The organism is Ruegeria sp. YKSF57 (genome assembly GCF_059612585.1).
The window spans coordinates 25,162-51,128 of the sequence record NZ_JBXWQW010000024.1 but is presented as its reverse complement, the minus strand read 5'-3'; the positions used below and the strand labels follow the sequence as shown (position 1 = coordinate 51,128).

Here is a 25,967-nt window from a genome sequence, read left to right as displayed (position 1 = left end):
CCGGAATCCGCCCGAGGTGATATGCGATGCGATTGCAAAGCTCCTAAACCGGCCATTGGTGCAGGAGAGGCGAATTGGTGCTTCGTCCGCAAAGCAGATCATACTTCGTACAATGGAGTACGACAGAGGCAGAACCTATTCTCCAACCCAGGCCCCCTCGGGAACCGTTCTTGGTCGCGCGTTCAGTTCGGCAATCGAGAACCCGGCGATGGATTTGTACTTCTCCGCATGGGCCGCAAGGTCCGCCTTTGGGATCACCTGATCGATATCCTCGAAATTGCCGCCGGACAGATCCTCGACCCGTTGCAGCACAGCGTCCGGGCCTCCGCCCGCCCGGTTGGCCTGCCCTACGGCGGTGGTGACAGGGCGCAGTTCGGCTTCATAGGCGCTTAACGCCAACGGGTTCACACCATGGCTCAGCATCTTGGCCCCGATCACCCGCGCGTCGATGATGCCTTGACTGGCGCCGTTCGAGCCCACCGGATAGGTCGGGTGCGCTGCATCCCCGATCAATGTGACCGGGCCGTGCGTCCATTGCGGCAGCGGGTCGCGGTCGACCATCGGGTATTCGAAAACTACATCCGCCCCCCGGATCAGCGCCGGAACGTCGATCCAGTCGAAAATCCAATTTTCGAACTCCGGCAGAAAATCGTTGATTTCGGCGGCGCGGTTCCAGTCCTCTTTCTTCCACGACGCATCCAGCGGAAATCGCTTTTCCGCGATCCAGTTGATCTCCGCCAGACCGTTGGCATCCGGATCGGATATCGGATACGCCACCAGCCGCAAATCGTCATGGCCGATCATCACCATCGCGCCGCCTCCGAACCAGACCGGCGCGCGCGTGGTTGCCCGCCACAACACCCGCCCGTTCCAGATCGGCGTGCCCTCGTCCGGATACATCTGCGCCCGGATGGCCGAATGAATGCCGTCCGCCGCGATCAGCAGCGACCCTTCAATGCGCCGCCCGTCCTCCAGCAGTAGAGCGGCCCCGTCAAACCCAACCGCCCGCGCGCCGGTTTCGATACAGCCGGTTCCCGCGCGTGCCTCCAGCGCGTGGTAAAGCATCATTTGCAGCCGCCCGCGATGCACCGAGTATTGCGGCCAGGCATAGCCCGCCCAGGTGCCGCGCGGCTCTTCCCAGATGGTTTTGCCAAGCTTGGAATAGAACCCGTATTGCCGGGTTCGGACGCCGATTGCATCCAGCTCATTGCTCAGGCCGAGGTCAAAAAACTCCCGCACTGCATTGGGTTGCAGGTTGATGCCCACGCCCAAAGGCCGGATTTCGCGGGTTGATTCATAAATGCGAAAGGGTACGCCGATCTGGTGCAGCGTCAGCCCCAGGCTCAATCCCGCGATACCTGCACCGGCGATCAGAACCGTCATCTCGTCTCTCCCATTGCCTGCGCTCAAAAAAGCAGGCGCAAAGGCGGCGCGCAAGCCTCAGGACTTGGCCGAGATGATCAGGTCAGGCCCAAAGATCGTGTCGGCGTGGTTGTGCAGATAAATCTTCAGCCACGGGGTAAAACGGTCGGGGTGGCGGTGCACCTCGGCCAGCAGATCGTGATAGTCGACCCAGCGAGTGTCCATAACCTCATCCGGGTTCGGCTTGACATCCAGCGGGCCTCGGGAATGGGCCAGAAACACGTCCACGACTTCGTTCTCGACCATGCCATTGCCGACGTCGGCGTGATATTCCAGCCGGTGCCGGTATTCGGGATACAGCCCGGTGATCCCCAGCTCTTCGTTCATCCGGCGCACGGCGCAGGCGGACGAGGTCTCGTCCCAGTCGGGATGGGTGCAGCAGGTATTGGCCCAAAGGCCCGGTGTGTGATACTTGCCCAGCGCCCGGCGCTGCATCAGGATCTCGGTCCCGCGCACGACAAAGACCGACACCGCCTTGTGCTTGAGGCCCTTCTCGTGGGCTTCCAGCTTGTCGACCGGTGACAGTTCACCGTCGATCCACGCCGGAATCATGAGTCCCATGTCAAACTCTCCTGTTGCCGTTCTCTGCGCGTATGACGCTGACGGACTTGGGGCGGCCGGTCTGGCTCTGTTCTTGTGTCGGTTTTCTCGTCAAGGTTCGGCATGACCGTACAGATCACCCGCCTTGTCAAAGTGACGCTGATTTGCGCGTCGTTCAATCGCACGAAAGGCCGCAGGGGCGTGCGGCCTTTCGGATGGACGGGATGCCGTCTTATTCGGTTGCGACACTCTGCAGATAGGCAAAAACGTCCTCATTGCCCTTCTTCAGCTTGAAGGTCATCTTAGACTTGGCCGAGGTGTCGTCCAGGTAAGTCTGCAGGAACCCTTTGGGGTCCATGCTGAACTCGCTGAACGTGGCTTCGTCCCAGACCAGGCCTTTTTCGCCCGCGGCGACCATGCTGTCGCTGTACTTGAAGCCCTCAACGCTACCTGCGGGGCGTCCGGCAACACCATAGAGGTTCGGGCCGGTCTTGCCACCCTTCACGATCGCTTCGCCCGAGGGGCTTTCGATCATGTGGCAGGATTTGCACTTCTTGAATTCTTTTTCACCAGCAGCGGCATCACCTTCGGCAAAGGCAGGCGCGGCCAGAAGGCCAACAAGGGCGGTGGCAAGAATACGGTTCATGGCGGAATCTCCAGATTTGGTTCGGCTGTCCCAAAAGGAACGCTGTCAGACGGCATAGTCAACCTGCGAGGGGATTTGTACCGGCACTGTGTCGCACCCTTCAGGCAATTGTGATCAGTTTCTGCCTGTAGGGGATGACCAGCACGGCAAAAGGTCGCCGTCCGCGGGTGTCGCATGATATACCGCCCGCGCGATTGCCCGCGAGATGCAAAGCGCGGCGGCATGGCCGATCTGAAGGATATCGCGTTCGGGCATGTCGATCTGACGCTCATTGGTCGAAACCGCAAAGATCAGGTCACCATCGTTCGGCAAGTGGGATGGCACAATGGCCCGGGCGATGCCGTCATGCGCGGCGGTTGCGATGCGCTTGGCCTGCGCCTTGGTCAGGGCGGCATCGGTTGCGACGATGCCGATCGTGGTGTTGGCCAGGTCCTCGAACGCGGCGGTCTTCAGGCTGGTGAACTGGCGCCCAAGCCCCGAACGCGGATCGGGGCCAAGGCCGCCGAACTCTTCCCCGACCTCGAACGGCGCGGCCCAGAAATGCCTGCCGCCGGGTGTGGTTACAGCACCGATCGGGTTGACCGCGACCAAGGCGCCGACAGTCATGCCCGAAGCCAGAACAAGCGAGGCGGATCCCAGCCCGCCCTTGTGGGTTCCGGTCAAGGCACCCGTCCCGGCCCCGACGCTGCCGATTTCGAAATCAGCGCGCGCATCATCCAAAGCCTGCCGTCCCAGCGCCGGATAAGGATTGTCGCGCCAGTCCTTTTCTCCGCCGTTAAGCAGATCGAATATGATCGCGGCGGGCACCAGCGGTATACGCAGGTTCAGCAGCGGAAAACCGCGCCCCTGTTCGCGCAGCCCCGCAACCACCCCGGATGCAGCATCCAGCCCATAGGTCGAACCGCCCGACAGAACGAGCGCATCGACCTGCGCCACCGTTTTGTCGGCTTCCAACAGATCGGTTTCTCGCGTGCCGGGTGCTCCTCCCATGACGCAGTAAGACCCGGTCAGGGCGCGTTCTCCCACCAGTACGGTTGAACCGGATTTCAGAACATGATCCTGCGCGTTTCCGACCCTGAGGCCGGGAACATCGGTGATGAGGTTGCGGGGGCCGGGTGTCATAACGGGCTCTGGTCTGCCGGGTTCGGAGACAGGCATTCAGATACACCGCCCGCCATCAACCTCCATCGCGACGCCGGTGACCATGCCAGCCTCGTCCGAACATAGAAAACAGGCCGCATTGCCCATATCCTCGGGGGTGGAAAACCGGCCCAGCGGAATGGTCGCCAGGAACTTTGCGCGCATTTCGGGCGTGTCTTCGCCCAGAAAGGATTTCAGCAAAGGCGTTTCCCCGGCCACCGGGCAGATCGCGTTGACCCGCACGCCTGACGGGGCCAGTTCCACCGCCATGGTCTTGGTCGCGGTGATCATCCAGCCCTTGGAAGCATTGTACCAGTTCAGCTTCGGCCGCGGCGACAGCCCTGCGGTCGATGCCACGTTGAGGATGGCGCCCGAGCCCTGGGTTTTCATATGAGGCACCAGCGCACGGGCAGTCAGATAGACCGACTTCATGTTCACGTTGAACACGCGGTCGAAATCCTGCTCGCTGACGTCCTCCAGCAAGGCGGGCAGATGGGTAACCCCGGCGTTGTTGACCAGGATATCCAGATGCCCGAACCAGCGCAGCGCCGCATCGGCCATATCCTGCACCGACGCACCATCGGCCACATCGACATGCACAGCGGTTGCGTTGGGGCCAAGGTTCTCGGCCATGGTTCGGGCCGCTTCATGATGAATATCGGCCACCATGACCCGTGCGCCTTCGGCGATGAATTTGGCGGCGATTCCCGCTCCGAACCCCGATGCACCGCCGGTGACGATTGCGGTTTTTCCCTCCAGCCTCATGACCCTGTGCCTCCCTTCCTGTCGTTTGAGGAAAGAGTACCAACACGCCCGAAAGATGCCAGATTATTCGTCGGGCACCTTGCCGCGCAGCGCCTTGACCTCGCCGCGTGCCTTCTTGGCGGTCAGGCGGCGTTTCACCGATCCATAGGTCGGTTTGGTTGCGACGCGCCGCTTGGGCGTAACCAGCGCCCGCCCGATCAGTTCGACCAGGCGCTCGCGGGCAATCTCGCGATTTCGCGCCTGCGACCGGGTCTCGTCGCACTGGATCACGATTGCCCCGTCCTTGGTCCAGCGCCGCCCGGCCAGCCGTTTCAGGCGGGCCTTGACCGGCCCCGGCAGGGATGGCGAACGCTCGGCCTCGAATCGCAGCTCGACCGCCGTCGCAACCTTGTTCACATTCTGCCCGCCGGGACCCGAGGCGCGCATAAAGCTCTCGGTCAGTTCCCAGTCCTGCAAGGCGATATCGTCAGCGACGCGTAACATGGGCCGGACCTTACAGGCCGCATGCAGAAACAGAAAGGGCCGCCCCGGCGGGACGGCCCTTCGAAAGTTCAGGAGGTCGGGTCGGTTAGATCATTCGACCAGCCGGAGCGAGCGCTCCGCCAAGGGCTGCCTTAACAGGCGATCCCCCCGGTTGTTCCGACACCTCTCTCCAATCTCTTTCTCGACACTGGATCACCTCCTTTTCTATCTGTTGCGGTTGAAAAGAAGCGTGCCACAAGTTGTGCCAATCTCAAAGCGTTTTTTTACACAGGCCGTGCGGTCAGTCGCGCCACGATCACCCTGAACGGAACCAGCGCGATCAACGCCAGCGCCAGCTTGACCAGCCAGTCGGCAAAAGCCAGCGTTACCCACAGCGGTGCTTCGGGGCCGTTCAGCATGAAAGGAACCGGCTCCCATGCCCAATTGATGGCTGCATCCGCGTTGGCGCCAAAGACCGTGATCGAGGCGGAAAAGGCGATGGTAAAAAACAGCACCGTATCCAGCGCCGAGCCGATCAGCGTCGACACCAACGGCGCGCGCCACCAATACCCGCCGCGAAATCGGTTGAACACCACAACATCCGTCAGCTGCGCGATCAGAAACGCGGTGCCCGAGGCGACGGCGATCCGCAATGGCACGGCAGCATAGGTGAATCCGTCGCCCTGCAGCATGATCTGGCTACCGATCAGCGAACAGACGATTCCGGTCAGAAAGCCCGCAAAGACCACCCGCCGCGCCGCCGCCGCGCCATAGACGCGATTCATCACGTCGGTGACCAGAAATGCGACCGGATAGGTGAACGCGCCCCAGGTCAGAAGCCCGTCGAGGATCAGGAACTGGACCAGAACGTTCGACGCCACCACAATGGTGGCCATGGCAAAAATGCCGGGAAGATGTGCGCGTTTCATGATACGGGACCCGTTTTGGCAAGGTAGCGGCAACTTGGCCCGCTGCTTCGCGGGCAAGGCGGTCGTCTATTGGAAAACGGTCGCGAAGGCAAGTCAGTCGGGCAGAATGTACTCCACCAACTCCGTACGTTGCAGGCCAAGGAAATTGTCGTCCGACACCATTGTGGCGCGCAGACGGCCCAGTCGGTCACGCCATACGGACAAGCCTTCCAGATTGTCGTGGGTGCCGACACCGGTTTTCAACAGGATTTCTTCTCCACTCACGCCGGTGTCGTCAATGCTCCAGCGGCGTATCTGCGAACGGAAACCAATCAGCGATGCATCCCGTTCAAGCACGTACAGCTTTCCGTCCGGTCCGAAATCCGCGCCGACCGGAAGAAACCCCCCGATCTGGCTCAGCGTGAACGGTGTCGACCACCGTTTACCATCCCACCTGTAAACCGGGATTGACCCGTCGGTGGTGCGGCTGCTTTCCGGCATCGTGTAAACCCGTCCCTGCGCGTCGATTGCGAGCGCTTCGAACGAACCGTTCCCCGCCAGCTTGGTAAAGGCTTCGGGACGCGGCAGAACGTTCGAACGTCCGTCCAGCGTTTCGTAACGCGCGACGCGATGCACACCCTCGAAGGAGATATAGATCGTCCCATCGCGGTCGATGGCCAGCCCTTCGGAATCCCCGACCCACCCGGGCAGAACCCGGTTCTGGCTGGAGCGCACCTGAAAGCGCGGCCCGATGTCCACTCCTGTTATCGCATCGCCGTCGCGAAGAATCCGGGCGGTCAAAATGGATGTACGGTCGCTCAGAACCGTCATGTCGGATCCGTTGTCGGACAATTCCAGGGCAGAGAACCCTCCAAACCAGATCGCCTTGTGCCGCCAGGTAAAACTGCTCAGATACGTGGCCTGCTTGATGTCCGCGGCCGGAACCGAACCCGCGACGCACAGGGCGGATATCAATCCGATTGCAAGACAGCGGCGCATTGGTTCGGCAGATCAGCCAGCACGTATTCACGGCGTTTCTTTGGGGGCGGCGCGTTCGGATCGGGTGGTGGCGGGTTCAGGATATTGTTGACCCATTGTTGCGCTTCTGCACAGCCGTCCCCTTTGGGCGGCGGGTTTTGATTGGCGCATCCCTTTGCCCCGCGCGGACAGTTCAGCCTGACGTGAAAATGGTAATGATGCCCCCACCATGGGCGGATCTTGCGCAAATAGGCGCGATTACCCTTTTCGTCATTGCACATCTGAACCTTGGCGCCAGGAAAGACGAAAATTCGCGCCACTCGCTTGTCCTTGGCCGCCTCGCGAATGATCGCGTGATGGTTGGCTGTCCAGTTGCTGTTGACATAAGCCCCGTTCGCCCGGCGCAGCGAGATGGACGAGATCTTCTCGCGCGCCTGCCGGGTCAGGCGCAGATTGTTGGCCGGCAGCATCCAGATATCAATGTCCAGCCCGATCTGGTGACTGCGATGGCCCGACAGCATCGGCCCGCCGCGCGGCTGACTGATATCGCCGATATATAGCCCGCCCCAGCCGCGCTGCCTGGCGGCAAACTGGCTGAGGTCCTGAACAAAGTCGATGGTTTCCGGGTGTCCCCAGTTGCGATTGCGCGACAACCGCATTGCCTGCCATGTCGGGCCGGTTTCAGGCAGTTGTACCGAACCCGCCGCGCATCCTTTGGCATAGCTGCCATAGGCGGCAGGTTTCTGCCGGGAGGCCTGCTGTTTTGCCCCGAACAATTCCTTGGCTAACGGTGCGGCATTGGCCGAACAGGCCAGAATCGAAATTCCGATAACTGTCAAAAGACGTAAAAAAATCATTGTTTCTGGTCCCCTTCCGGTCTGACCCAACGCATCAGGAACAGCCCCAGAATAAACAACGCCACGATCGGGGAAACCCCCAAACGCGCGCTGCCCGTGCCGATTGTTGCTAGGTCGATCAAAAGCGGCGCGGCAAAGGCGGTGGCGCGGCCCGACAGGCCGTAAAGGCCAAAGCTTTCGACAGGTGCCTTCGGGTCGGTGTGGCGCACCATCATCGACCGGCTGGCAGATTGCAGGATGCCCCCCATGCCCCCGATCAGGATACCGCAGCCGAAAAACACCATGTCCGGCAAGCCCGATCCCTCGGGCAGGGCGATGCCATAGATCTGAGTTCTGTCCATCGACACGATGGTGACGCACACGAGGATCAGAACCCATATTGTCACCAGAATAACCGGTTTGGGGCCGAACCTGCGGTCCAGCTTGCCGCCGATCCAGGCAAAGACCGCCGAGGCGAGCACGCTGACGATGCCGAAAACACCGATCCTGATCAGGTCCCATTCCAGAACCAGTCGCGCATAGACGCCGCCGAAACTGTATAGCCCGTTCAGAGCATCACGATAGAACATCGACGATCCCAGATAAGCCGACAGGCTGCCGCGATGGCGCAGGTTCGACACCGATTTCCCCAGCAGACGCAGCGCCTCACCCACGCTGCCCTTGCGGTCGCCACGGTCCTCATCCCGGACCCACAGGAAATACGGCACCATGAACAGAATGAACCACCCGGCGGTGAATGGGCCGACAAAGCGCGTTCCCTCGCGCTGACCCGCATCCAGCCCGAACATTGGGTCCATTCCGATCAGCGTCTTGCCGTTTGGCTGCTCGACAAACAGGGCCAGCATGATCGCCAGCGACAACAACCCTCCGAAATAACCGAACGCGAACCCCGATCCCGAGATTTCGCCCACCTCGTGTTCGTTTCCCAGATCGGGAAGTTGGGAGTTGATGAAGATCAGCGCATATTCCGCGCCCACAAAGCCCAGTCCAAAGGCCGATAGGATCAACCACATGTTCGACCCGTCGGGCATCGTGTACCACAGCGCCGCCGATCCCGCCGCATACATCACCGAAAAGGCAAAGATATACGGAATGCGCCGCCCGGACACGTCGGCAAGTGCCCCCAGCAGTGGTGCGCCAAATGCGATGATCAGGCCGGTTATGGTCAGGCACCTTGCCCAGACGCTTTGCGCCTGCGCCGCCGCGCTTTGCGCGTCCAGCCCGGTGCTCGCGAAATACTCGGCGGCCACGCCCGCGAAATAAGGGCCGAACACAAACGTGACCAGCAACGTGTGATAGGGCTGGCTGGCCCAATCGAAAAACCACCACCCCCAAATGCGCCTGCGCCTGGATACCGCTGCCATTCCTGCCCCTCCTGCCTTTTGTTCTCCTTATGCGGGCAGTACACAGGATGAGGCAAGCCTTTCCGGGCGTTCCGCATCTTCGCGAATCGTTGATCCTAATTTGGAAACTGTTTCCATTAGTTTTTCACATTGTTCCGAAATTACCCTGCGTTACGAAAAAAGTGATGGGATTTACGACAGTTCCGCCAAATTACCGCCACAGTCGGGTACTAGGTCCGACACACACTTTAAGCCCCAACCCTTATCCGCCCAGTGAGGATTGCCTCATGACGTTGTTCCCAAATAAGTTGCGCGACTGCTGCGGCAGATCACCAAAAACAATTGCCCTTGCGGCTTGGCAATTCTGCAAGAACGAACGCGGGTCCATGACGATCCTTGGTTTGTTTTTGTTTCTGATCATCCTGATCACCGTCGGGCTTGGGGTTGACCTGATGCGGTACGAACGGGAACGGGTCCTGCTGCAATCCACTCTCGACCGCGCGACATTGGGTGCCGCGGACCTCGACCAGACACTCGATCCCGAAGCTGTTGTCAGGGACTACCTGAAGAAGGCGGGGCTGGAAGATCGGCTTAAGGCGGTCAAGGTGGACGAGGGCCTTGGCTTCCGCAAGATCACGGCCACCGCGGAAACCGTCGTGCCCACGCATTTCATGCATATGTCCGGCGTGGACAGCCTGAGTGCGGTTGCGGGCAGCATCGCCGAAGAATCGATCGGCGCTGTCGAGATTTCGCTGGTGCTGGATATTTCGGGGTCGATGGGGGAAGCCAGCCGGGATGGCAGCACCAAGATCGCGCTGTTGCAGGGCGCGGCAAAAGAGTTTGTCGAACTTTTGCTGGAAAAATCCGAAAGTGATGAAACCTCGATCTCGATCGTGCCCTACGCTACACAGGTCAATGCGGGCGAGACGTTGCTGGACAAGTTCACCAATGTTACGCAGGAACACGACTATTCCCATTGTGTGAATTTTATTCCGGAACAGTTCAGCGACACCGACCTGCACCGCAACGATCGGCTTGAAAGAACCGCGCATTTCGATCCGTTTACCGATAGCGAAGATCCGATAACGAGCCCGGTTTGTCCTATCCGTGACGGGAGCGAGATTACGGCATTTTCCAATAGCGCGACTAAACTGAAAGAGCAGATCGACAAGTTGACCGCCAAGGGCAACACGTCCATCGAAATCGGCATGAAATGGGGGGTCGCACTTTTGGACCCCAGCATGCGCGATATCGTGGGCGACCTCAGCGCCGATGGCGTCGTCCCGGCAGAGTTTGCCAGCCGGCCAATTGATTACGACAAGGACGTGATCAAGATCGTAATCGTCATGACCGATGGTAAAAACACCGACCAGCCGCTTCTCAATCCATCGCTAAGGTCGGGTTTGTCTGATGTTTGGTACAACGCCGAGGAAGATCAGTATTCGGTGTTTTTCTCACAAGGAAACAATCACCAGTATTACTGGCCGGACAAAAACAATTTTCGAACCACGCCCGACACGTCTGACCATCCTTACGGTGACAACGAGCCGGGTGATGCCGTCCGGCTGACCTATCAGGAATTGTTCAATCGTGCGTCCATTTATTGGAACGCATTGTACAACTACTATCCGATAAACAACGGTTACGCCGGCAGGTGGTTTGAAGCCGCTTTTTCCAGGATTAACGCGACCGCCAAGGATCAGCGCACCAAGAACATCTGCCGGATCGCGAAACGAGAGGGCATCATCGTCTACGGCATCGCATTCGAAGCGCCAACCGAGGGTCTTAGAGTTATCGAAAACTGCGCCAGCTCCGACAGTCACGTCTATGATGTGAGTGGACTGGACATCGAAAAGGCATTTGTGTCCATCGCTTCCTCGATCCAGAAACTGCGCCTGACGCAATGACGATCACGTGCAGGGTTGCTCTTTTGGTCGAGCCTGCTTAGGTCTCGGCTAGTCTGAAAACGGAGTGCCCATGCTGTCGCTGATCCAAATCCTGCTGCTGATCCTGGACGTTGTCTGGTTCTTCATCCTGGCGCATGTGATCATGAGCTGGCTGATCAATTTCCAGGTTCTGAACCTGCATCAGCAATTCGTGGCGCAGATCTGGTATGGGCTGAACCGCATTCTCGAACCGATCTATGGCCCCGTCCGCCGCATCCTGCCACCGATGGGCGGCATCGACCTTGCGCCGCTGGTGGTGCTGATCGGCGTTTATGCGTTGCGGATCGTTCTGGTGAACAACGCAGTCTATTTCTACTGACCTCTTTTGCGCACTTGTTCACCGAATCTTAGTGTGTGAAACTGCCCATCAAGAGCAGACACCAAAAGTTGTGAACAGGGCCACCCGAACATGCTGGACGCCGCGCCATTGCTGCGAGATGTCTTCGGATTCGACGACTTCCGCACCGGACAGGCAGAGATCGTCGATGCTGTGACGGCGGGCGAAAACGTGTTGGCCATCATGCCGACCGGCGGTGGCAAGTCGCTCTGTTTCCAGCTTCCGGCGCTGTTGCGCGACGGGGTGACGGTTGTCATCTCGCCGCTAATCGCGCTCATGCGCGACCAGGTCCGTGCCTTGCAGGAGGCCGGGGTCGAAGCCGGTGCGCTCACCTCGGGCAACACGGTCGAGGAAACCGATGCTGTTTGGGAGGCACTTCAGGCCGGGCGCCTGAAACTCCTCTACATGGCGCCCGAACGCCTCGCTGCCGGGTCCGCGTTGGGCATGCTGCGTCGGATCAACGTCACCCTGATCGCCGTGGACGAGGCCCATTGTGTCAGCCAATGGGGACACGATTTCCGCCCCGACTACCTGCGGATCGGAGAGCTCAGGCGCGCGTTGAACGTCCCGCTCGCGGCCTTCACCGCCACGGCAGACGCCGAAACCCGTGACGAGATCGTCGAAAAGCTGTTCGACGGTCAGGTCCCGCGCACGTTTCTTCGCGGTTTCGACCGGCCCAACATCCACCTGGCCTTTGCCGCCAAGGACGGCCCGCGCAAGCAGGTTCTCGACTTTGCCGATGCCCGCAAGGGTCAGTCCGGCATCGTCTATTGCGGCACCCGCAACAAGACCGAAGTGCTGGCCCAGGCCCTGCGCGAAGACGGGCATAACGCCTGTCACTATCACGGCGGCATGGAGGCCGAGGATCGCCGCATTGTCGAAACCCGCTTCGCGCGCGAGGACGGGCTGATCGTCGTCGCCACCGTCGCCTTTGGAATGGGCATCGACAAGCCCGACATCCGTTGGGTTGCCCATGCCGATCTGCCGAAGTCCATTGAGGCCTACTATCAGGAAATCGGGCGCGCCGGTCGCGACGGAGCGCCCGCCGAGACCCTGACCCTGTTCGGCCCCGACGACATTCGCCTGCGTCGGTCCCAGATCGACGAGGGGCTGGCCCCACCCGAACGTCGCGCCGCTGACCACGCGCGGCTCAACGCGCTTTTGGGGCTGGCCGAAGCGCTGGATTGCCGTCGCCAGACCCTGTTGGGATATTTCGGGGAACAGGCCGAGCCCTGCGGCAAATGCGACCTCTGCGACAGCCCGGCAGATGTGTTCGACGGCACCACTCCTGTGCGCATGGCCCTGTCGGCCATTCTGCGCACCGAAGAATGGTTTGGCGCGGGCCACCTGATCGACATCCTGACCGGCAACGACACCGACAAGGTGCGCGCCCGCCGCCATGACGACCTGCCCACCTTTGGTGTCGGCAAGGCATGGTCACGGCCCCAGTGGCAGGCGATTTTCCGGCAGATGATGGGGCACGACCTGATCCGCCCCGATCCCGAACGCCACGGCGCGTTGCGCATGACCGAGGCTGCCAAACCGATCCTCAAGGCCGAGGCGACGATCCGCCTGCGCAAGGATACGATCAACAAGGCCGTCCGCCGACCCGCCGTCAAGACCATGGTGAGCGAAGAGGACGCGCCGCTTCTGTCGGCGCTCAAGGCCAAACGCCGTGCACTGGCCGAGGCTGCGCGCGTGCCTGCCTACGTCATTTTCCCCGACCGGACCCTGATCGAAATGGCCGAAAAACGGCCCAGGTCGCTCGATGACATGGCCCGTGTCGGCGGTGTCGGCGCGAAAAAACTGGAGCGCTATGGCGCGACCTTCCTCCAAGTGATCTCGGGCGAGGCGGCGGCGCTGCATCCGGCGCGGCGCAAACTGGCCGGTCGCGAGACCGCGGGCGTCTATGACCGCCTGCTCGAAGTGCAATCGGAACTGGCGCGTGGTCCCGACGGGATCGACAAGCCGCTGACCTGTTCGGCCTCACAGCTGGCCAAGGTGGCGCAACTGCGCCCCGGCGATGTGCGCGGTCTGGAACAGGTGCTGGGCGAACGCCGCGCGGAACGTTTCGGCCCGGCCTTTCTGGACGTCCTGGGGGCGGCGGGCTAGATACGGCGGAACGGCAAGGGATTTTGGGGGCGGATATGCTGGTAGTGATCTCTCCGGCCAAGCGGCTGGACTGGGCGGAGCGGGATGTCGAGGCGACCGAACCCGCCTTTCAGGAGGATGCGATCAGGCTGGCGAAAAGTGCCCGTAACCTGACGCTGGGTGACCTGAAGAAACTGATGAGTCTCAGCGACGATCTGGCCCGTCTGAACCGCGACCGCTTTCAGGTCTTCTCCGATACGCCGGATCGTAACGCGACCCGCCCCGCAGCCCTTGCATTTGCTGGCGATACCTATCAGGGGCTCGAGGCCACCTCGCTGGACGCCGACGAAATGGCATGGGCGCAGGATCACCTGCGCATCCTGTCGGGGCTTTATGGCGTGCTGCGTCCGCTCGACGCGATGCAGGCCTATCGGCTCGAGATGGGCAGCAAGCTGAAAACCCGGCGCGGCAAAAACCTCTATGAGTATTGGCGCGATCAGCTCAGCAAGGCGCTCAACCATCAGGCTGAACAGATCGGTTCCGAAATTCTGGTCAACTGCGCCAGTCAGGAATATTTCGGCGCAGTCGACCAAAAGGCGCTGAAACTACGCGTCGTGACGCCCGTCTTCATGGAGGACAAGGGCGGTGCGCCAAAGATCGTCAGTTTCTTCGCCAAGAAGGCGCGTGGCGCGATGGCGCGATACGTGATCCAGCACCGGTTGACCGATCCGGCCTCGCTGACCGATTTCGACAGCGGCGGATATGCCCATCGCCCCGATCTGTCCGAACCTGACAAGCCGGTCTTTGTCCGCCCCTATCAGGCCTGACCGTCCAGCATCGACGGATCAAAGGCCACCAGCTCCACCGTATTGCCTTCGGGGTCTGCGGTGAAAATGCCGCGCCAGCCGATCCAGCCGAACTGTTCCACCCGATAGGACTGGCCGATCCGGTCATACCAGCGCATCACGGCCTCCTGCTCGTCAAACGGCAGCGACAGGGCGATGTGATGCAGCGCCGAGTTGCCGCCCGTCACCGGCCCGCCCGCATCGCCGGGGCGAGGCGCGGTGTCGTGATGGAACAGGGCCAGCACGCTGGTATGCCCGCCGAACCCTTCGGCGATCTTGAAAAAAACGATGGGGCTGTCGCGATCCCCCCGCACCCGTTCCAGCCCGATGACGGTCTCATAGAATGCAATCATCGCCGCCATATCGGCGCAGCGGATGGCAATTTCGCCCAAGGCTCGGGGCCGGAATCCACGGTCTTCGATCATGGCTCAAAGCTATGTCGGGTCAGATGGGCGCACAAGGCAATTCAGGCCTGGACGGGACCACCGGGCGCGCGTCCGACGGTTGATGCTCGATGATCATTTCATGGATCAGGGCCTTTTGCAGCGGCTTGGTCAGATAATGATCCAGACCTGCCGCCAATATCCCCTCGGCATCCCCGGCCATGGCATGCGCGGTCAGGGCGACGATGGGCACGCGCCGCCCGCTGTCTGCCTCGATACGGCGGATTTCGCCGGCGGCCTGTTTACCGTCCATCTTGGGCATCGAGATATCCATGAAGATCAGGTCGGGCGCAAACGCCGAAAATGCTTCCACCGCCTCGATACCATTGCCTGCGAACCGCAGTTCGATATCCAGATCCTTGACCATCTTGCTCAGGACCAGCTGGTTGGTCCGGTTGTCCTCGGCCGCCAGAACCCGCATCGTCCGGAGCTGCCCCGAGGGAATGGCCGGCTCATGTGTATCGGCCGTTTCCTCCCGGTCGTCCAGCGCGGGAATCCGATCAAAGACCACTGCTCCCAACGCTTCGAGACGCGAGAACAGTTCCGCCCGCGGCACCGGTTTCTGCATGACGCCCTGAACCAGATGCCGGTTTGCATCGCCGTGGATCGCACCGGGATTCGCGGTCACGATGACGATCGGCACGTCATCCCATCCCCGCTCGCGCATCAGGCGCGCCATCTCCAGCCCTTCCAGATCAGGCATGTGATGATCGCTGAGGATCAAATCGACGCTCTCATCCAGTCGTTGTAACGCCTCGGCCCCCGACCGGCACGACGTCACCCTTGCCCCCAGGCGGCCAAGCTGTTTTTCCAGAATCGCCCGGTTGACGGCCAGGTCATCCACCACCATGACATGATGCAGACGTTCCGTCAGGCTGGGGGGAACGGGCTGTGGCCCTTCGGCTGTCGGCAGAGTGATCCGGAATCCGAAACAGGTGCCTTGCCCCTCTTCGCTTTCCACCCAGATCCTGCCGCCCATGATCTCGACCAGCCGTTGCGAAATGGCCAGGCCCAACCCGGTGCCCTCAAAGGCGCGGTTCCGCTCATCCTCGACCTGATTGAACTCGCCGAAGATGTGGTCGATTTTCGATCTGGCGATACCGATGCCGGTATCCTCGATCGCCATATGAATGCTGCATGTCCCATTTTCGGCATCCGGAACGCCGGTTACCCGGATCAGCACATGCCCCTTGGCGGTGAATTTCACCGCGTTCCCCAACAGATTTGTCAATACCTGCCGCACCCGGCCCGGATCGCCGACAAACAGCGTCGGCAGGAACAGGTCGTAATCCACCAGCAGCGACAATCCCTTTTCCCTAACCGTCGGTTGCATCAGCATGGCAATCTCGTGGATGCACCGTTCCAGATCAAAGCTTTCGGGGTAAAGCACCAGCTTGTCAGCCTCGATCTTGGAATAATCCAGCACGTCATTGATGATGACCAGCAATGCCTCGCCCGAACTGCGGATGGTGTCGACATAAGTTTGCTGTTCTTCGTCCAGCACGGTATCGGTCAGCAGTTCCGACATGCCGACGATGCCGTTCATCGGCGTTCGGATTTCGTGACTCATATTGGCCAAAAAGGCCGATTTCGCCCGGTTCGCCGCTTCGGCTTTTTCGCGGGCGGCGCGCAACTCGGCCTCGTAACGGACAGTCGCGGTGATGTTGAGCGCCAGGCTGACCATATCGCCGCCATGGCCTCGTTGGTCGATGAGCTTGACATATTGCCGGTTCCAGAGCTGGATCACGATCGGTTCGGGAATGTCCGACAGCCAGCGGTTGCGCATCATGTCGCGCCACTCGGATGCGGACTGTTCGCCAAGATCGATCAGGCCCTCATCTGTCAGGATCTCAAGCAAGCGCATATAGGATATGCCGGGTGCAACCTCGTCCAGACCATCGAAAACACTCAGATAGGCGGTGTTCGCACCGATCATCCTGTGATCGGCGTCATAATAGGCGAACCCGTCCTGAATGGTCTGGATCGAATGCCATAACCGGCGTTCGGCCACTTCGATCTTGGCATTTGCTACCGTGAGATCTGATTTCACCTTTTCATTTTCATCCCGCACGGTGGCGACTTCGGCGCGGGTCTCGCCAATCTCTTTCGTCAAGGCCATCGCATGCTGGCCAAGCTTGCGGTTTGCAGCAGACAGTTCCGCCTTTTTGAGGTCCAGCCGCCGCTCGGCCGCCAGTCGCGCGCGCCGTTCCCCGGCCAGTTTGTCGGCAAGGCTCATTCTTCGGTTTCCCTGACAGTCTCGGCGCAGCATCGGGTGATTAGGTGAAAAACTGTTTAAACCTGTCTTGGCCGCGTCTCTGGCGTTGCAAAGGCACGGCCGCCCGTGTCACCTTGAGACCAAACAGGAGGTCGCCATGCGCCGCTTTGCATTTTTCTCAATTTCCTTGATTTTGCTGATCTTTTCCGGAGCGAACGACCTGCATGCCCAATCCGGCACCGCTGATTTCCGCTTTGTCGTCACCCGTGACGCCGATTTTTATGGCTCGGATCTGGACCCCCTGTTCGACACCGACCTGCAATCCTGTGTGCGGGCCTGTTCCGCCAACAGCCGATGTGCCGCCTTCACCTACAACACCCGTTCAAACGCGTGTTTCCCGAAATCCGGCGTATCGCGGCAGGACATCTACGAGGGCGCGCTATCGGCGCAAAAGATTGCGACAGGCGACGAGGCGCTCGCACTGTCCCGCGTTCGCTCCGCGGAACTGCCGTTCCTGAGTGATGACGAACTGGCGCGCGCGCGCAACCAGGCCCGCGATCTTGGCCTGCGCCATCCCGGCGGCGGGTTCGATCCGGCATCGGTTCTGGCGGCGGCCCACGCCGCCGACACGCCGCAACTGGCGATGCGCTGGACCGGTATCGCGGTATCGCTCACTGACCGGGGCGATCTGTGGGCCGACTACGCGCGCCTGTTGCTGGATATCCCGGGCGACGACCGGCAACGCCAGCGCGATTACTCCATGCGGGCACTGAACGCAGCGGTAAATGCCTATCTGCGCGCGGACGCCCCCGCTGCACAGGCGACCGCCCTGTCGGTGATGGGCGACGCGCTGGAACGCAGCGATCGGGGCCGCGACATGGTCTCGGCGCTGCGGCTGGCCTCGGACCTGCAGCCGCGCGCTGACATTCTGGCTGCCCTCGAAGCGGCGGTGGCGAAATACGGCTTTCGCATCACGGATACCACTGTTGAAAGCGATGCTGCCCAGCCACGCATCTGCGCAGAGTTTTCCGAACCGCTGGTGCAGGCCGGCGTCGACTACGAACCATTCGTGCAATTGCCCGAACCTCAGCTCGTGGTACAGGCCGATGACCGCCAGCTTTGCGTGGATGGGGTCGAGCATGGCAAGCGTTACCGCCTCGTCATCCGGCAGGGTCTGCCTGCCGCCTCGGGCGAGGCGCTGATCAAGGATGTCGAACTGACACACTATGTCCGCGACCGCGCGCCATCGGTCCGCTTTCCCGGCCGCAGCTACGTTCTGCCCAAAGCGGCCGATGCGGCGCTGCCGGTCGAGACCGTCAACCTGACCCGGCTTGATCTGAAACTTCGCCGGATCAGCGACCGAAATTTGCTGCGCGCGGTACAGGACGGCTTCTTTGGCCGCCCGCTCAGTCACTGGCAGGATCAGCAGTTTACGTCAGAGATTGCTCAGGAAGTCTGGACCGGCACCGCCGAGGTGCAATCCGAGCTCAACCGCGACATGACCTCCCGTCTGCCGATGGGGGCCGCAATCGCGCAGCAACCGGCGGGCATCTATGCGCTGACTGCGCGGGTACCGGGTGCCGATCCCTATGACGACCCCGGCGCGACCCAGTGGTTCGTTCTGTCCGATCTGGGCCTCGGCTCGATGTCGGGCACCGACGGGTTGCATGTAGCTGTCCGGAGCCTCGGTGACGCCACTTCGCGCGCGGGCGTCGAAGTCTCGCTGATCTCTCAGGCGAATGCCGTGATTGCAAAAGCCACAACCGACGCCGACGGCTATGCCCGGTTCGATCCCGGTCTCACACGCGGGCGCGGGGCGGCAGCCCCGGCGTTGATCCTCGCAGAAAGTGGCAGCGATTTCTCCTTCCTGCCGCTCACCGATCCCGCCTTCGACCTGTCCGATCGCGGGGTCGAGGGGCGCCCGCCCGCCGGGCCGGTCGACGTGTTCCTGACAACCGATCGCGGCGTATATCGCGCGGGCGAGACCATTCATCTGACCGCCCTGACCCGCGATGATCGGGCGCAGGCGGTCGAAGGACTGCCGCTGACCGCCATCCTCAGCCGACCCGACGGTGTCGAATACCGCCGCGCGGTCTCGGACGGCGGCAAGGCAGGCGGCCACGTCTTTGTCATGCCCGTGGCGGGCGACGCCCCGCGCGGCACCTGGCGGATCGAACTCAGGACCGATCCGCAAGGCCCCGCACTGGCCAGCCAGACCGTGCTGGTCGAGGATTTCCTGCCCGAGCGCATCGACTTCGACTTGGCCCTGCCCAACACGCCCCTGCGCCCCGGTGACAGCCCGCCGCTGCAAATCGAGGCACGATATCTTTTTGGCGCGCCGGGTTCCGACCTGACCATCGACGGGCAGGTGGTTCTGCGCGCTGCCGAAACCGTGGCTGGGTACGAAGGCTATCGTTTTGGCCGCTATGACGCTCCGAATCCTTCCCCATCCAGCCATTTCGGCGGTGCGCGAACCGATGCTCAGGGTCAGGCGACCGTGGCGGTCGAAATTCCCTCGGTCGATTTGCCGGGCAAGCCGCTAGAGGCGACGGTGATCGCCCGTCTGGCCGACGGCTCGGGCCGACCGGTCGAACGCCGCCTGACTGCGCCCGTTCTGCCGCAAACCCCGGTGATCGGCATCAAGCCGATGTTCGACGACGTGGTGGCCGAAGGGGCCGAGGCCGCGTTTCAGATTGTCGCCCTGTCGCCCGATCTGACGCCTGCCAACATGCGCGTGCGCTGGACACTGAACCGCGTCGAGACGCGTTATCAATGGTATCAGCTCTACGGCAACTGGAACTGGGAACCCACCACGCGCCGCACCCGCATCGCCACGGGCGAGGCCGACCTGGGCACCGATCCCCTGCCGCTCAGCCAGCCGGTCGATTGGGGTCGGTATGAGCTGGTGATCGAACGGCTGGACGGCGACTATGCCGCCGCTGCCGTGGATTTCCACGCAGGCTGGTATCAAGCCGCTGATGCCACCGCCACGCCCGACCGGCTGGAAATGTCGCTCGACCGTGACAGCTATCGCCCCGGCGACACCGCGCAACTGCGGATTGTGCCGCGCGCAGCGGGTATCGCGCAGATCGCCGTCCTGTCGAACCGGGTGATCTTGCGTCAGTCCATCGACGTACCCCAGGGCGCAAGCGTCATTCCCCTGCCGGTGACCGAGGCTTGGGGCGCGGGCGCTTATGTAACCGCGACCGTGATCCGCCCGATGGATGTCACTTCCGGTCAGAACCCGGCCCGTGCGCTGGGCGTGGCCCATGCTGCCGTCGCGGCGCCGGGGCGCGAACTTGCGGTGTCGATCGAGGCTCCTCCGGTGGCCGAACCGCGCCAGACCCAACAGGCCCGCATCAAGGTTGACGGCGTTGCCGAAGGAGAACAGGCCTGGCTGACGCTGGCGGCTGTGGATGTGGGCATCCTGAACCTCACGGGCTTCGACAGCCCCGATCCAACGGGATACTATTTCGGCCAGCGCCGTCTTGGGGTCGAACTGCGCGACGTCTATGGCCGTCTGATCGATGGCATGAACGGCGCGATGGGCACCGTGCGTTCTGGAGGTGACAGCGATGCGGGCCTGCGCATGCAATCACCGCCACCGACGCAGGATCTGATGGCGGTGTTCTCCGGCCCGGTGAAAGTGGACACCAACGGCGAGGCCGTGATTGACCTGCCTCTGCCCGCCTTCAACGGCACGGTACGGCTGATGGCGGTCGCTTGGTCTGCCCGCGCGGTGGGACAGGCCGAGGCCGAGATGACCGTGCGCGACCCCGTGGTCGTGACCGCCAGCCTGCCGCGATACCTGGCTCCCGGTGACACCAGCCGACTGCTGTTGGAGATTGTCCATGCCGATGGTCCCGCCGGGGATATGGGCCTGACCCTTGCCGCCTCAGCGGCGCTGGATCTGGGAGACACGCCCGCCGGTTTCACGTTGGAGGAAGGGGCCAAGGCGGTGTTCGAGATCCCCGTGCGCGCTACCGCGCTGGGCGATCCGGCGATCGACGTGACCGTCACAACACCCGATGGCCGCGCTCTGACCCAATCGCTGACCCTGCCAGTACGCGCCAACGATCCGGTCGTGGCCCAGACGCGCCGCTTCGCGCTGGGCGCGGGTGACAGCTTCCTGTTCTCGGCCGATGTCTTTGCCGGGCTGCACCCCGGCTCCGGCAAGGCTGTCCTGTCTGCCGGGCCACTGGCGCGGTTCGACGCGCCGGGCCTTTTGGACACGCTCGACCGCTATCCCTATGGCTGCACCGAACAGGTGACCAGCCAGGCCCTGCCGCTGCTCTACCTGTCTTCGGTGGCGCAGGCCACGGGGCTGGGAAACCGAACCGCGGTATCCGACAGGATCAACGCCGCGATCCGCAGCGTCCTGACCCGGCAGGCCGGAAACGGCTCCTTTGGCCTTTGGCGCGCCGAAAGCGGCGATTTCTGGCTTGATGCCTATGTGGGTGACTTCCTGTCCCGCGCCCGCGCGCAGGGCCATGCTGTTCCCGACCGCGCCTTTGCTCAGGCGATGGACAACCTGCGCAACCGCATCAGCTATGCCCCCGATTTCGATCAGGGGGGCGAGGATATCGCCTATGCCCTGATGGTGCTGGCGCGCGAAGGTGCGGCGGCAATGGGGGATCTGCGCTATTATGCCGACGTCAAGGGCCAGGCGTTTTCGACCCCGCTGGCGGCGGCACAACTTGGTGCGGCGCTGGCGGCCTATGGCGACCAGACCCGCGCCGACACCATGTTTGCCCGCGCCGCGCGCATGGTGGCGAACCGCCCTGCGCAGGACGAAACGCTCTGGCGCGCCGATTATGGCACACCGCTGCGTGATGCCGCCGGGCTGCTTGCGCTGGCGACCGAGGCAGGCAGCGCCGCCATCGACCGCGACGCACTGGTAACCCGGATCAGTTCCGACACCGGCGCACTGTCGACGCAAGAGGCCGCCTGGTCCCTGCTGGCCGCCCATGCGCTGGTGCAGACGCCCGAACGATCCGGCCTGCAGGTCAATGGCGAGCCCGTCGATGGCCCCTTCGTGCAGGTGCTGGCGGACGCGGCGGACGAGGTGCTCAACATCACCGCCGCCGACGGGCACAGCACCGACATAACCCTCACCGTCTCTGGCGTGCCCGAGGTCGCGCCACAGGCGGGCGGCACGGGGTATTCCCTCACCCGCCAGTATTTCTCGATGGATGGCGCGCCGCTTGACCGCAGCAACTTTGCCGTGGGCGAACGTTTCGTGTCGGTCCTGATCGTGACCCCGTTCGAGGATGGCGGCGCCCGGCTGATGATCAACGATCCGCTCCCGGCGGGGATCGAGATCGACAACCCCAACCTCTTGCGATCGGGTGATGTGCGTGCGCTCGACTGGCTCAGCCTTTCCGAGGCCACCCATGCCGAATTCCGATCTGACCGGTTCCTTGCGGCGGTGGATCAGTTCGGCCCCGTCACCATAACGCTGGCCTATGTCGCCCGCGCGGTCACGCCGGGCAGCTTTCACCACCCGGCGGCTTCGGTCGAGGATATGTACCGCCCCCGCAACCGCGCCTGGACCGGCACCGGGCGGGTCGCGGTGCAATGACCGGGCGCACGGCCGTCGCCTCGGCCCATTGGCGTCGGCTCGACATCCAGGGCACCGACCGTTGCACCCTGTCGCAACTGGATCAGGGCTGGATGCTGGTCGGCCAGGCGCTCTGGCATGACGATGGCGTTGATGCCAGTCTCAGTTATGACGTGCGCTGCGATCCCGACTGGTACAGCCTGTCGGCGGATGTGGCGGGCCACATCGGCGGGCGCGCCATTGCGCTGCGCCTGCATCGCGGGCCGCAGGGGTGGGTTCTGAATGACGAGATGCAGGACAACACCGCCAACTGCCATGATCTCGACCTCAGCTTTACCCCGGCCACCAACCTGCTTCCCCTGCGCCGCCTGTCGCTGGCCCGGGGCCAGAGCGCCCACGTCAGCGCCGCCTGGCTGAAACCCGGTCTGGGCATGCTGGAACGGCTGAACCAGATCTATACCCGCATCGACGCAACCGGCATCCGTTACAGCTCGCCAAACTTCGAGGCCGAGCTTGAGGTCCACGGATCGGGCTTCGTTACCGCATATCCCGGCTTGTGGGAAGGCTGGGTCGATGGCTAGTCCGGCGCGCATCTTGCTGGGTCTTGCCGCGGGACTGTTCCTTTCCGCACTTGCGCGCGACGCGGCAGACGGGTGGATTGCCCGCACCGTTCTGCCGTCGACACTGGCGCAGACATCGACCGAGGTACGGGACCGCAACGGCGCGTTGCTGCGGGCCTATCCGGTCGAGGACGGCCTCTGGCGATTGCAGCCGGGGCCGGTCGATCCGGATTTTGTCGCAATGCTGATCCGGTATGAGGACAAACGCTTCTGGACCCATTCGGGCGTTGACCTGCTGGCGATGATCCGCGCCTCCGCACAGGCGCTGTGGAACGGGCAGGTGGTGTCGGGTGGTTCCACCCTGACGATGCAGGTCGCGCGCCTGCTGGAAAATGGCCCGACTGGCCGCTGGCGCGGCAAGCTGCGTCAGATCCGGGTGGCGCTGGCACTGGAACGGCAGCTGGGCAAACAGGATATCCTCGACCTCTACCTGACCCACGCGCCCTATGGCGGCAATCTCGAAGGCGTGCGCGCCGCGACACTGGCCTGGTTCGGGAAAGAGCCGCGCCGCCTGACCCCGGCGCAATCCGCGCTGCTCGTGGCCCTGCCGCAATCGCCTGAAACCCGCAGGCCCGACCGGCACCCCGTTGCGGCCGCTCAGGCGCGCGACAGGGTTTTGCGCCGGATGGCCGACCAGAACGCCCTGCCACTATCCGAGGTTCGGGCGGCCTTGACCGAGCCGACGCCCGTGATGCTGCGCCCCTTTCCGCAACTGGCCGCGCATCCGGCGGATCGCGCGATCGCTGACGCGCCCGAGGCCCAGACCCATGATCTGACCATCGACGCACGGCTGCAGTCACAACTCGAACCGCTGGTCGCCCGCGCCGCCGCCCGCGCCGGGGCGCGGGTCTCTGGCGCGATGATGGTTGCCGATTATACGACCGGCGACATCCTCGCCTCGGTCGGCTCTGCCGGGTATGACGACACGCGGCAGGGCTTCGTGGATATGACCACCGCCCTGCGCTCGCCCGGCTCGACCCTGAAACCGCTGGTCTATGGGCTGGCGTTCGATCAGGGCATGGCCCATCCCGAAACCCTGATCCATGACGGCCCTGTCATGTTCGGCCGCTATGCGCCGCGCAATTTCGACGGGATGTTCCGCGGCGATGTACGGGTGCGCGAGGCGTTGCAGATGTCGCTCAACATTCCCGTCGTCCGCCTGACGCACGAGCTTGGGCCAAGCCGCATCATGGCCGCGCTGAACCGGGCGGGCGCGCGCCCGCGCCTCACCGGCGGCGCGCCGGGTCTTGCGGTGTCGCTGGGCGGGGTGGGGATCACCCTGAACGATCTGGTGCAGCTTTACGCCACGCTGGCGGCTGGCGGTCAGGGACCGTTGCTGCGCGACCGCCTGACCGATCCGGCGGGCAACACAGCACGGGTGATTTCCGACGTGGCCGCATGGCAGGTCGGCGATATTCTGGCGGGTCTCGCGCCGCCGCCCGGTGCCCCCGCAAATGTGCTCGCCTACAAGACCGGCACGTCCTACGGCCACCGCGACGCATGGGCCATCGGCTATGACGGGCGGCATGTGATCGGCGTCTGGCTGGGCCGGGCCGACGGCACTCCTGTACCGGGCGCCTTTGGCGGCGATCTGGCCGCACCCGTGCTGTTCGAGGCGTTCGGACGACTGAAACCCGCCTTCGACCCGCTGCCGCCGCCGCCACCCGCGACCCTGATCGTCGGCGTTGCGGACCTGCCCGCGCCGCTGCAGCGATTCCGGCCCCGCTCTGCCGCGTTCCAGCCCGCAACCGGTGCGCCGCAACTGCTGTTTCCTCCGGATGGCGCGCGACTGGCGACTGATGGTACGCCGCTGACCGTCAAGCTGCGTGGCGGACAAGGCCCTTATTCTCTGCTGGCCGATGGCCGCCCCGTCGCCACCGGCATCCGGCAGACCGAGTTCGAAATTCCAAACCCCGGCCGGGGCTATGCCTCGTTTGTCCTCGTGGATGCAAAAGGCCGGTCAGACCGGATCTCCATCGCGATCGATTGAAAGGGATGACATCATGAAACGCCTGATTGTGACGCTTGCCGCCACCCTCGCCGCCACATCCGCCACAGCCGATTGCGCCTCCGACGCGCAGATCGACGCCTTTGTCGCGGATTACCTGTCGAACACGGCAACCTCCGCACTTGTGCCCGACGGCAGCATGGATGACGCGCTGTGTGCTCAGGCGAAACTGGCCGCTGCGCTGACACCGCATCTCGGGCCACTCATCGGCTACAAGGCGGGCCTGACCAGCAAACCCGCGCAGGACCGGTTCGGTGTCAGCGAGCCCGTGCAGGGCGTTCTCTATCGCGACATGATGCTGCCTGACGGTTCCGAAATTCCCGCCAACTGGGGTGCGCGCCCGGTTTTCGAGGCCGATCTGATCCTTGTCGTCGGGGACGAAGGCATCAATCAGGCCACCACACCAGACGAAGTGATGGCCCATATCTCTGCAGTTCGCCCGTTCATCGAACTGCCTGATCTCACTCTGGCCGAAGGTGAACCGCTCACCGCCGTCACCCTGACCGCCGCCGGTGTCGGGTCAAGGCTTGGCGTCATGGGCGCAGATATCCCGGTCGACGACCCCGCCGCCATGTCGCAGGCGCTGGCCGCGATGCAGGTGACGCTGCGCGCGGCAGATGGCGAGGTTCTGGCAACCGCCCCCGGAACGGCGGTTCTGGGCCATCCGGCGAACTCGGCCCTCTGGTTGAGGTCCAGGGGGATCACGTTCAAACCCGGCGACCTGATTTCCGTCGGTTCTTTCGGGCCGCTGATACCGCCCGCAAAAGGCAAGGGCGGTGCCTCGGTCAGCTATATCGGCCTGCCCGGTGATCCAAGGGTCAGCGTAGCATTCAAATAACGG

20 protein-coding genes are annotated in these 25,967 nt (G+C 62.8%); 8 read left to right on the top strand and 12 right to left on the bottom strand.

Annotated elements, in window-relative coordinates; genetic code table 11:
- Positions 1-135: 135 nt before the first annotated feature.
- The 10 genes from AC2FLX_RS11900 to AC2FLX_RS11855 form a co-directional block, all read right to left on the bottom strand.
- Positions 136-1,383 (bottom strand): flavin-dependent oxidoreductase, encoded by a 1,248-nt coding sequence (locus AC2FLX_RS11900; RefSeq protein ID WP_496746112.1) that lies wholly within the window; start codon positions 1,381-1,383, stop codon positions 136-138.
- A gap of 57 nt (positions 1,384-1,440) precedes the next feature.
- Positions 1,441-1,983, bottom strand: a complete 543-nt coding sequence (gene idi / locus AC2FLX_RS11895) for an isopentenyl-diphosphate Delta-isomerase (protein ID WP_496809787.1) — start codon at positions 1,981-1,983, stop codon at positions 1,441-1,443.
- A gap of 211 nt (positions 1,984-2,194) precedes the next feature.
- Complete coding sequence (locus AC2FLX_RS11890; protein WP_480748830.1) at positions 2,195-2,608, bottom strand: c-type cytochrome; 414 nt, start codon at positions 2,606-2,608, stop codon at positions 2,195-2,197.
- Positions 2,609-2,722: 114 nt separating this feature from the next.
- Positions 2,723-3,730 carry a P1 family peptidase gene (locus AC2FLX_RS11885; RefSeq protein WP_496809786.1) on the bottom strand — a complete coding sequence of 336 codons (1,008 nt, stop codon included), beginning with the start codon at positions 3,728-3,730 and terminating at the stop codon, positions 2,723-2,725.
- 36 nt (positions 3,731-3,766) lie between these two features.
- Positions 3,767-4,513: an SDR family oxidoreductase gene (locus AC2FLX_RS11880; RefSeq protein ID WP_480748828.1), complete on the bottom strand. Its 747-nt coding sequence runs from the start codon at positions 4,511-4,513 to the stop codon at positions 3,767-3,769.
- A gap of 63 nt (positions 4,514-4,576) precedes the next feature.
- Positions 4,577-4,996, bottom strand: coding sequence for an alternative ribosome rescue aminoacyl-tRNA hydrolase ArfB (gene arfB / locus AC2FLX_RS11875; RefSeq protein WP_496809785.1), 420 nt, complete (start codon positions 4,994-4,996; stop codon positions 4,577-4,579).
- Positions 4,997-5,259: 263 nt separating this feature from the next.
- On the bottom strand, positions 5,260-5,904 hold the full coding sequence (locus AC2FLX_RS11870) for a queuosine precursor transporter (RefSeq protein WP_496809784.1): 645 nt from the start codon (positions 5,902-5,904) through the stop codon (positions 5,260-5,262).
- 93 nt (positions 5,905-5,997) lie between these two features.
- Positions 5,998-6,882, bottom strand: a complete 885-nt coding sequence (locus tag AC2FLX_RS11865; RefSeq protein ID WP_496809783.1) for an esterase-like activity of phytase family protein — start codon at positions 6,880-6,882, stop codon at positions 5,998-6,000.
- Entirely contained in the window at positions 6,855-7,718 is an 864-nt protein-coding gene (gene mepA, locus AC2FLX_RS11860) for a penicillin-insensitive murein endopeptidase (protein WP_496746103.1), read from the bottom strand. Before mepA ends, AC2FLX_RS11865 begins: the two co-directional genes overlap by 28 nt.
- Positions 7,715-9,082: an MFS transporter gene (locus AC2FLX_RS11855; RefSeq protein WP_496746101.1), complete on the bottom strand. Its 1,368-nt coding sequence runs from the start codon at positions 9,080-9,082 to the stop codon at positions 7,715-7,717. Before AC2FLX_RS11855 ends, mepA begins: the two co-directional genes overlap by 4 nt.
- Before the next feature lie 365 nt (positions 9,083-9,447).
- Between AC2FLX_RS11855 and AC2FLX_RS11850 the strand changes: the two genes are divergently transcribed.
- The 4 genes from AC2FLX_RS11850 to yaaA all read left to right on the top strand — a co-directional run bounded on the left by AC2FLX_RS11850 (position 9,448) and on the right by yaaA (position 14,262).
- Positions 9,448-10,968 carry a pilus assembly protein TadG-related protein gene (locus tag AC2FLX_RS11850; RefSeq protein WP_480748822.1) on the top strand — a complete coding sequence of 507 codons (1,521 nt, stop codon included), beginning with the start codon at positions 9,448-9,450 and terminating at the stop codon, positions 10,966-10,968.
- 70 nt (positions 10,969-11,038) lie between these two features.
- Positions 11,039-11,326, top strand: coding sequence for a YggT family protein (locus AC2FLX_RS11845; protein ID WP_480748821.1), 288 nt, complete (start codon positions 11,039-11,041; stop codon positions 11,324-11,326).
- A 90-nt stretch (positions 11,327-11,416) separates the two neighbouring features.
- Entirely contained in the window at positions 11,417-13,456 is a 2,040-nt protein-coding gene (recQ, locus tag AC2FLX_RS11840; RefSeq protein WP_496746099.1) for a DNA helicase RecQ, read from the top strand.
- Between the two features lie 35 nt (positions 13,457-13,491).
- A complete protein-coding gene (gene yaaA / locus AC2FLX_RS11835; protein ID WP_480748819.1) occupies positions 13,492-14,262 on the top strand; it encodes a peroxide stress protein YaaA in 771 nt (256 codons plus the stop codon).
- On the opposite strand, the gene AC2FLX_RS11830 is transcribed toward yaaA, so the two are convergent.
- Positions 14,253-14,705, bottom strand: a complete 453-nt coding sequence (locus AC2FLX_RS11830) for a VOC family protein (protein ID WP_496746095.1) — start codon at positions 14,703-14,705, stop codon at positions 14,253-14,255. The two genes, yaaA and AC2FLX_RS11830, sit on opposite strands and share 10 nt — an antisense overlap.
- 19 nt (positions 14,706-14,724) lie before the next feature.
- Positions 14,725-16,959 (bottom strand): response regulator, encoded by a 2,235-nt coding sequence (locus AC2FLX_RS11825; protein WP_496809782.1) that lies wholly within the window; start codon positions 16,957-16,959, stop codon positions 14,725-14,727.
- Between the two features lie 136 nt (positions 16,960-17,095).
- On the opposite strand from AC2FLX_RS11825, the gene AC2FLX_RS11820 reads away from it, so the two are divergent.
- Genes AC2FLX_RS11820 through AC2FLX_RS11805 form a run of 4 tightly spaced genes read left to right on the top strand, consistent with a single transcriptional unit; the run spans position 17,096 to position 25,964 of the window.
- Positions 17,096-22,519 carry an alpha-2-macroglobulin family protein gene (locus AC2FLX_RS11820; RefSeq protein WP_496809781.1) on the top strand — a complete coding sequence of 1,808 codons (5,424 nt, stop codon included), beginning with the start codon at positions 17,096-17,098 and terminating at the stop codon, positions 22,517-22,519.
- Positions 22,516-23,079: a putative glycolipid-binding domain-containing protein gene (locus AC2FLX_RS11815; protein WP_480748814.1), complete on the top strand. Its 564-nt coding sequence runs from the start codon at positions 22,516-22,518 to the stop codon at positions 23,077-23,079. Before AC2FLX_RS11820 ends, AC2FLX_RS11815 begins: the two co-directional genes overlap by 4 nt.
- Positions 23,072-25,108, top strand: a complete 2,037-nt coding sequence (pbpC, locus tag AC2FLX_RS11810; RefSeq protein ID WP_496809780.1) for a penicillin-binding protein 1C — start codon at positions 23,072-23,074, stop codon at positions 25,106-25,108. The genes AC2FLX_RS11815 and pbpC overlap by 8 nt, the downstream gene beginning before the upstream one ends.
- A gap of 13 nt (positions 25,109-25,121) precedes the next feature.
- Entirely contained in the window at positions 25,122-25,964 is an 843-nt protein-coding gene (locus AC2FLX_RS11805) for a 2-keto-4-pentenoate hydratase (protein ID WP_496809779.1), read from the top strand.
- Positions 25,965-25,967 lie beyond the last annotated feature (3 nt).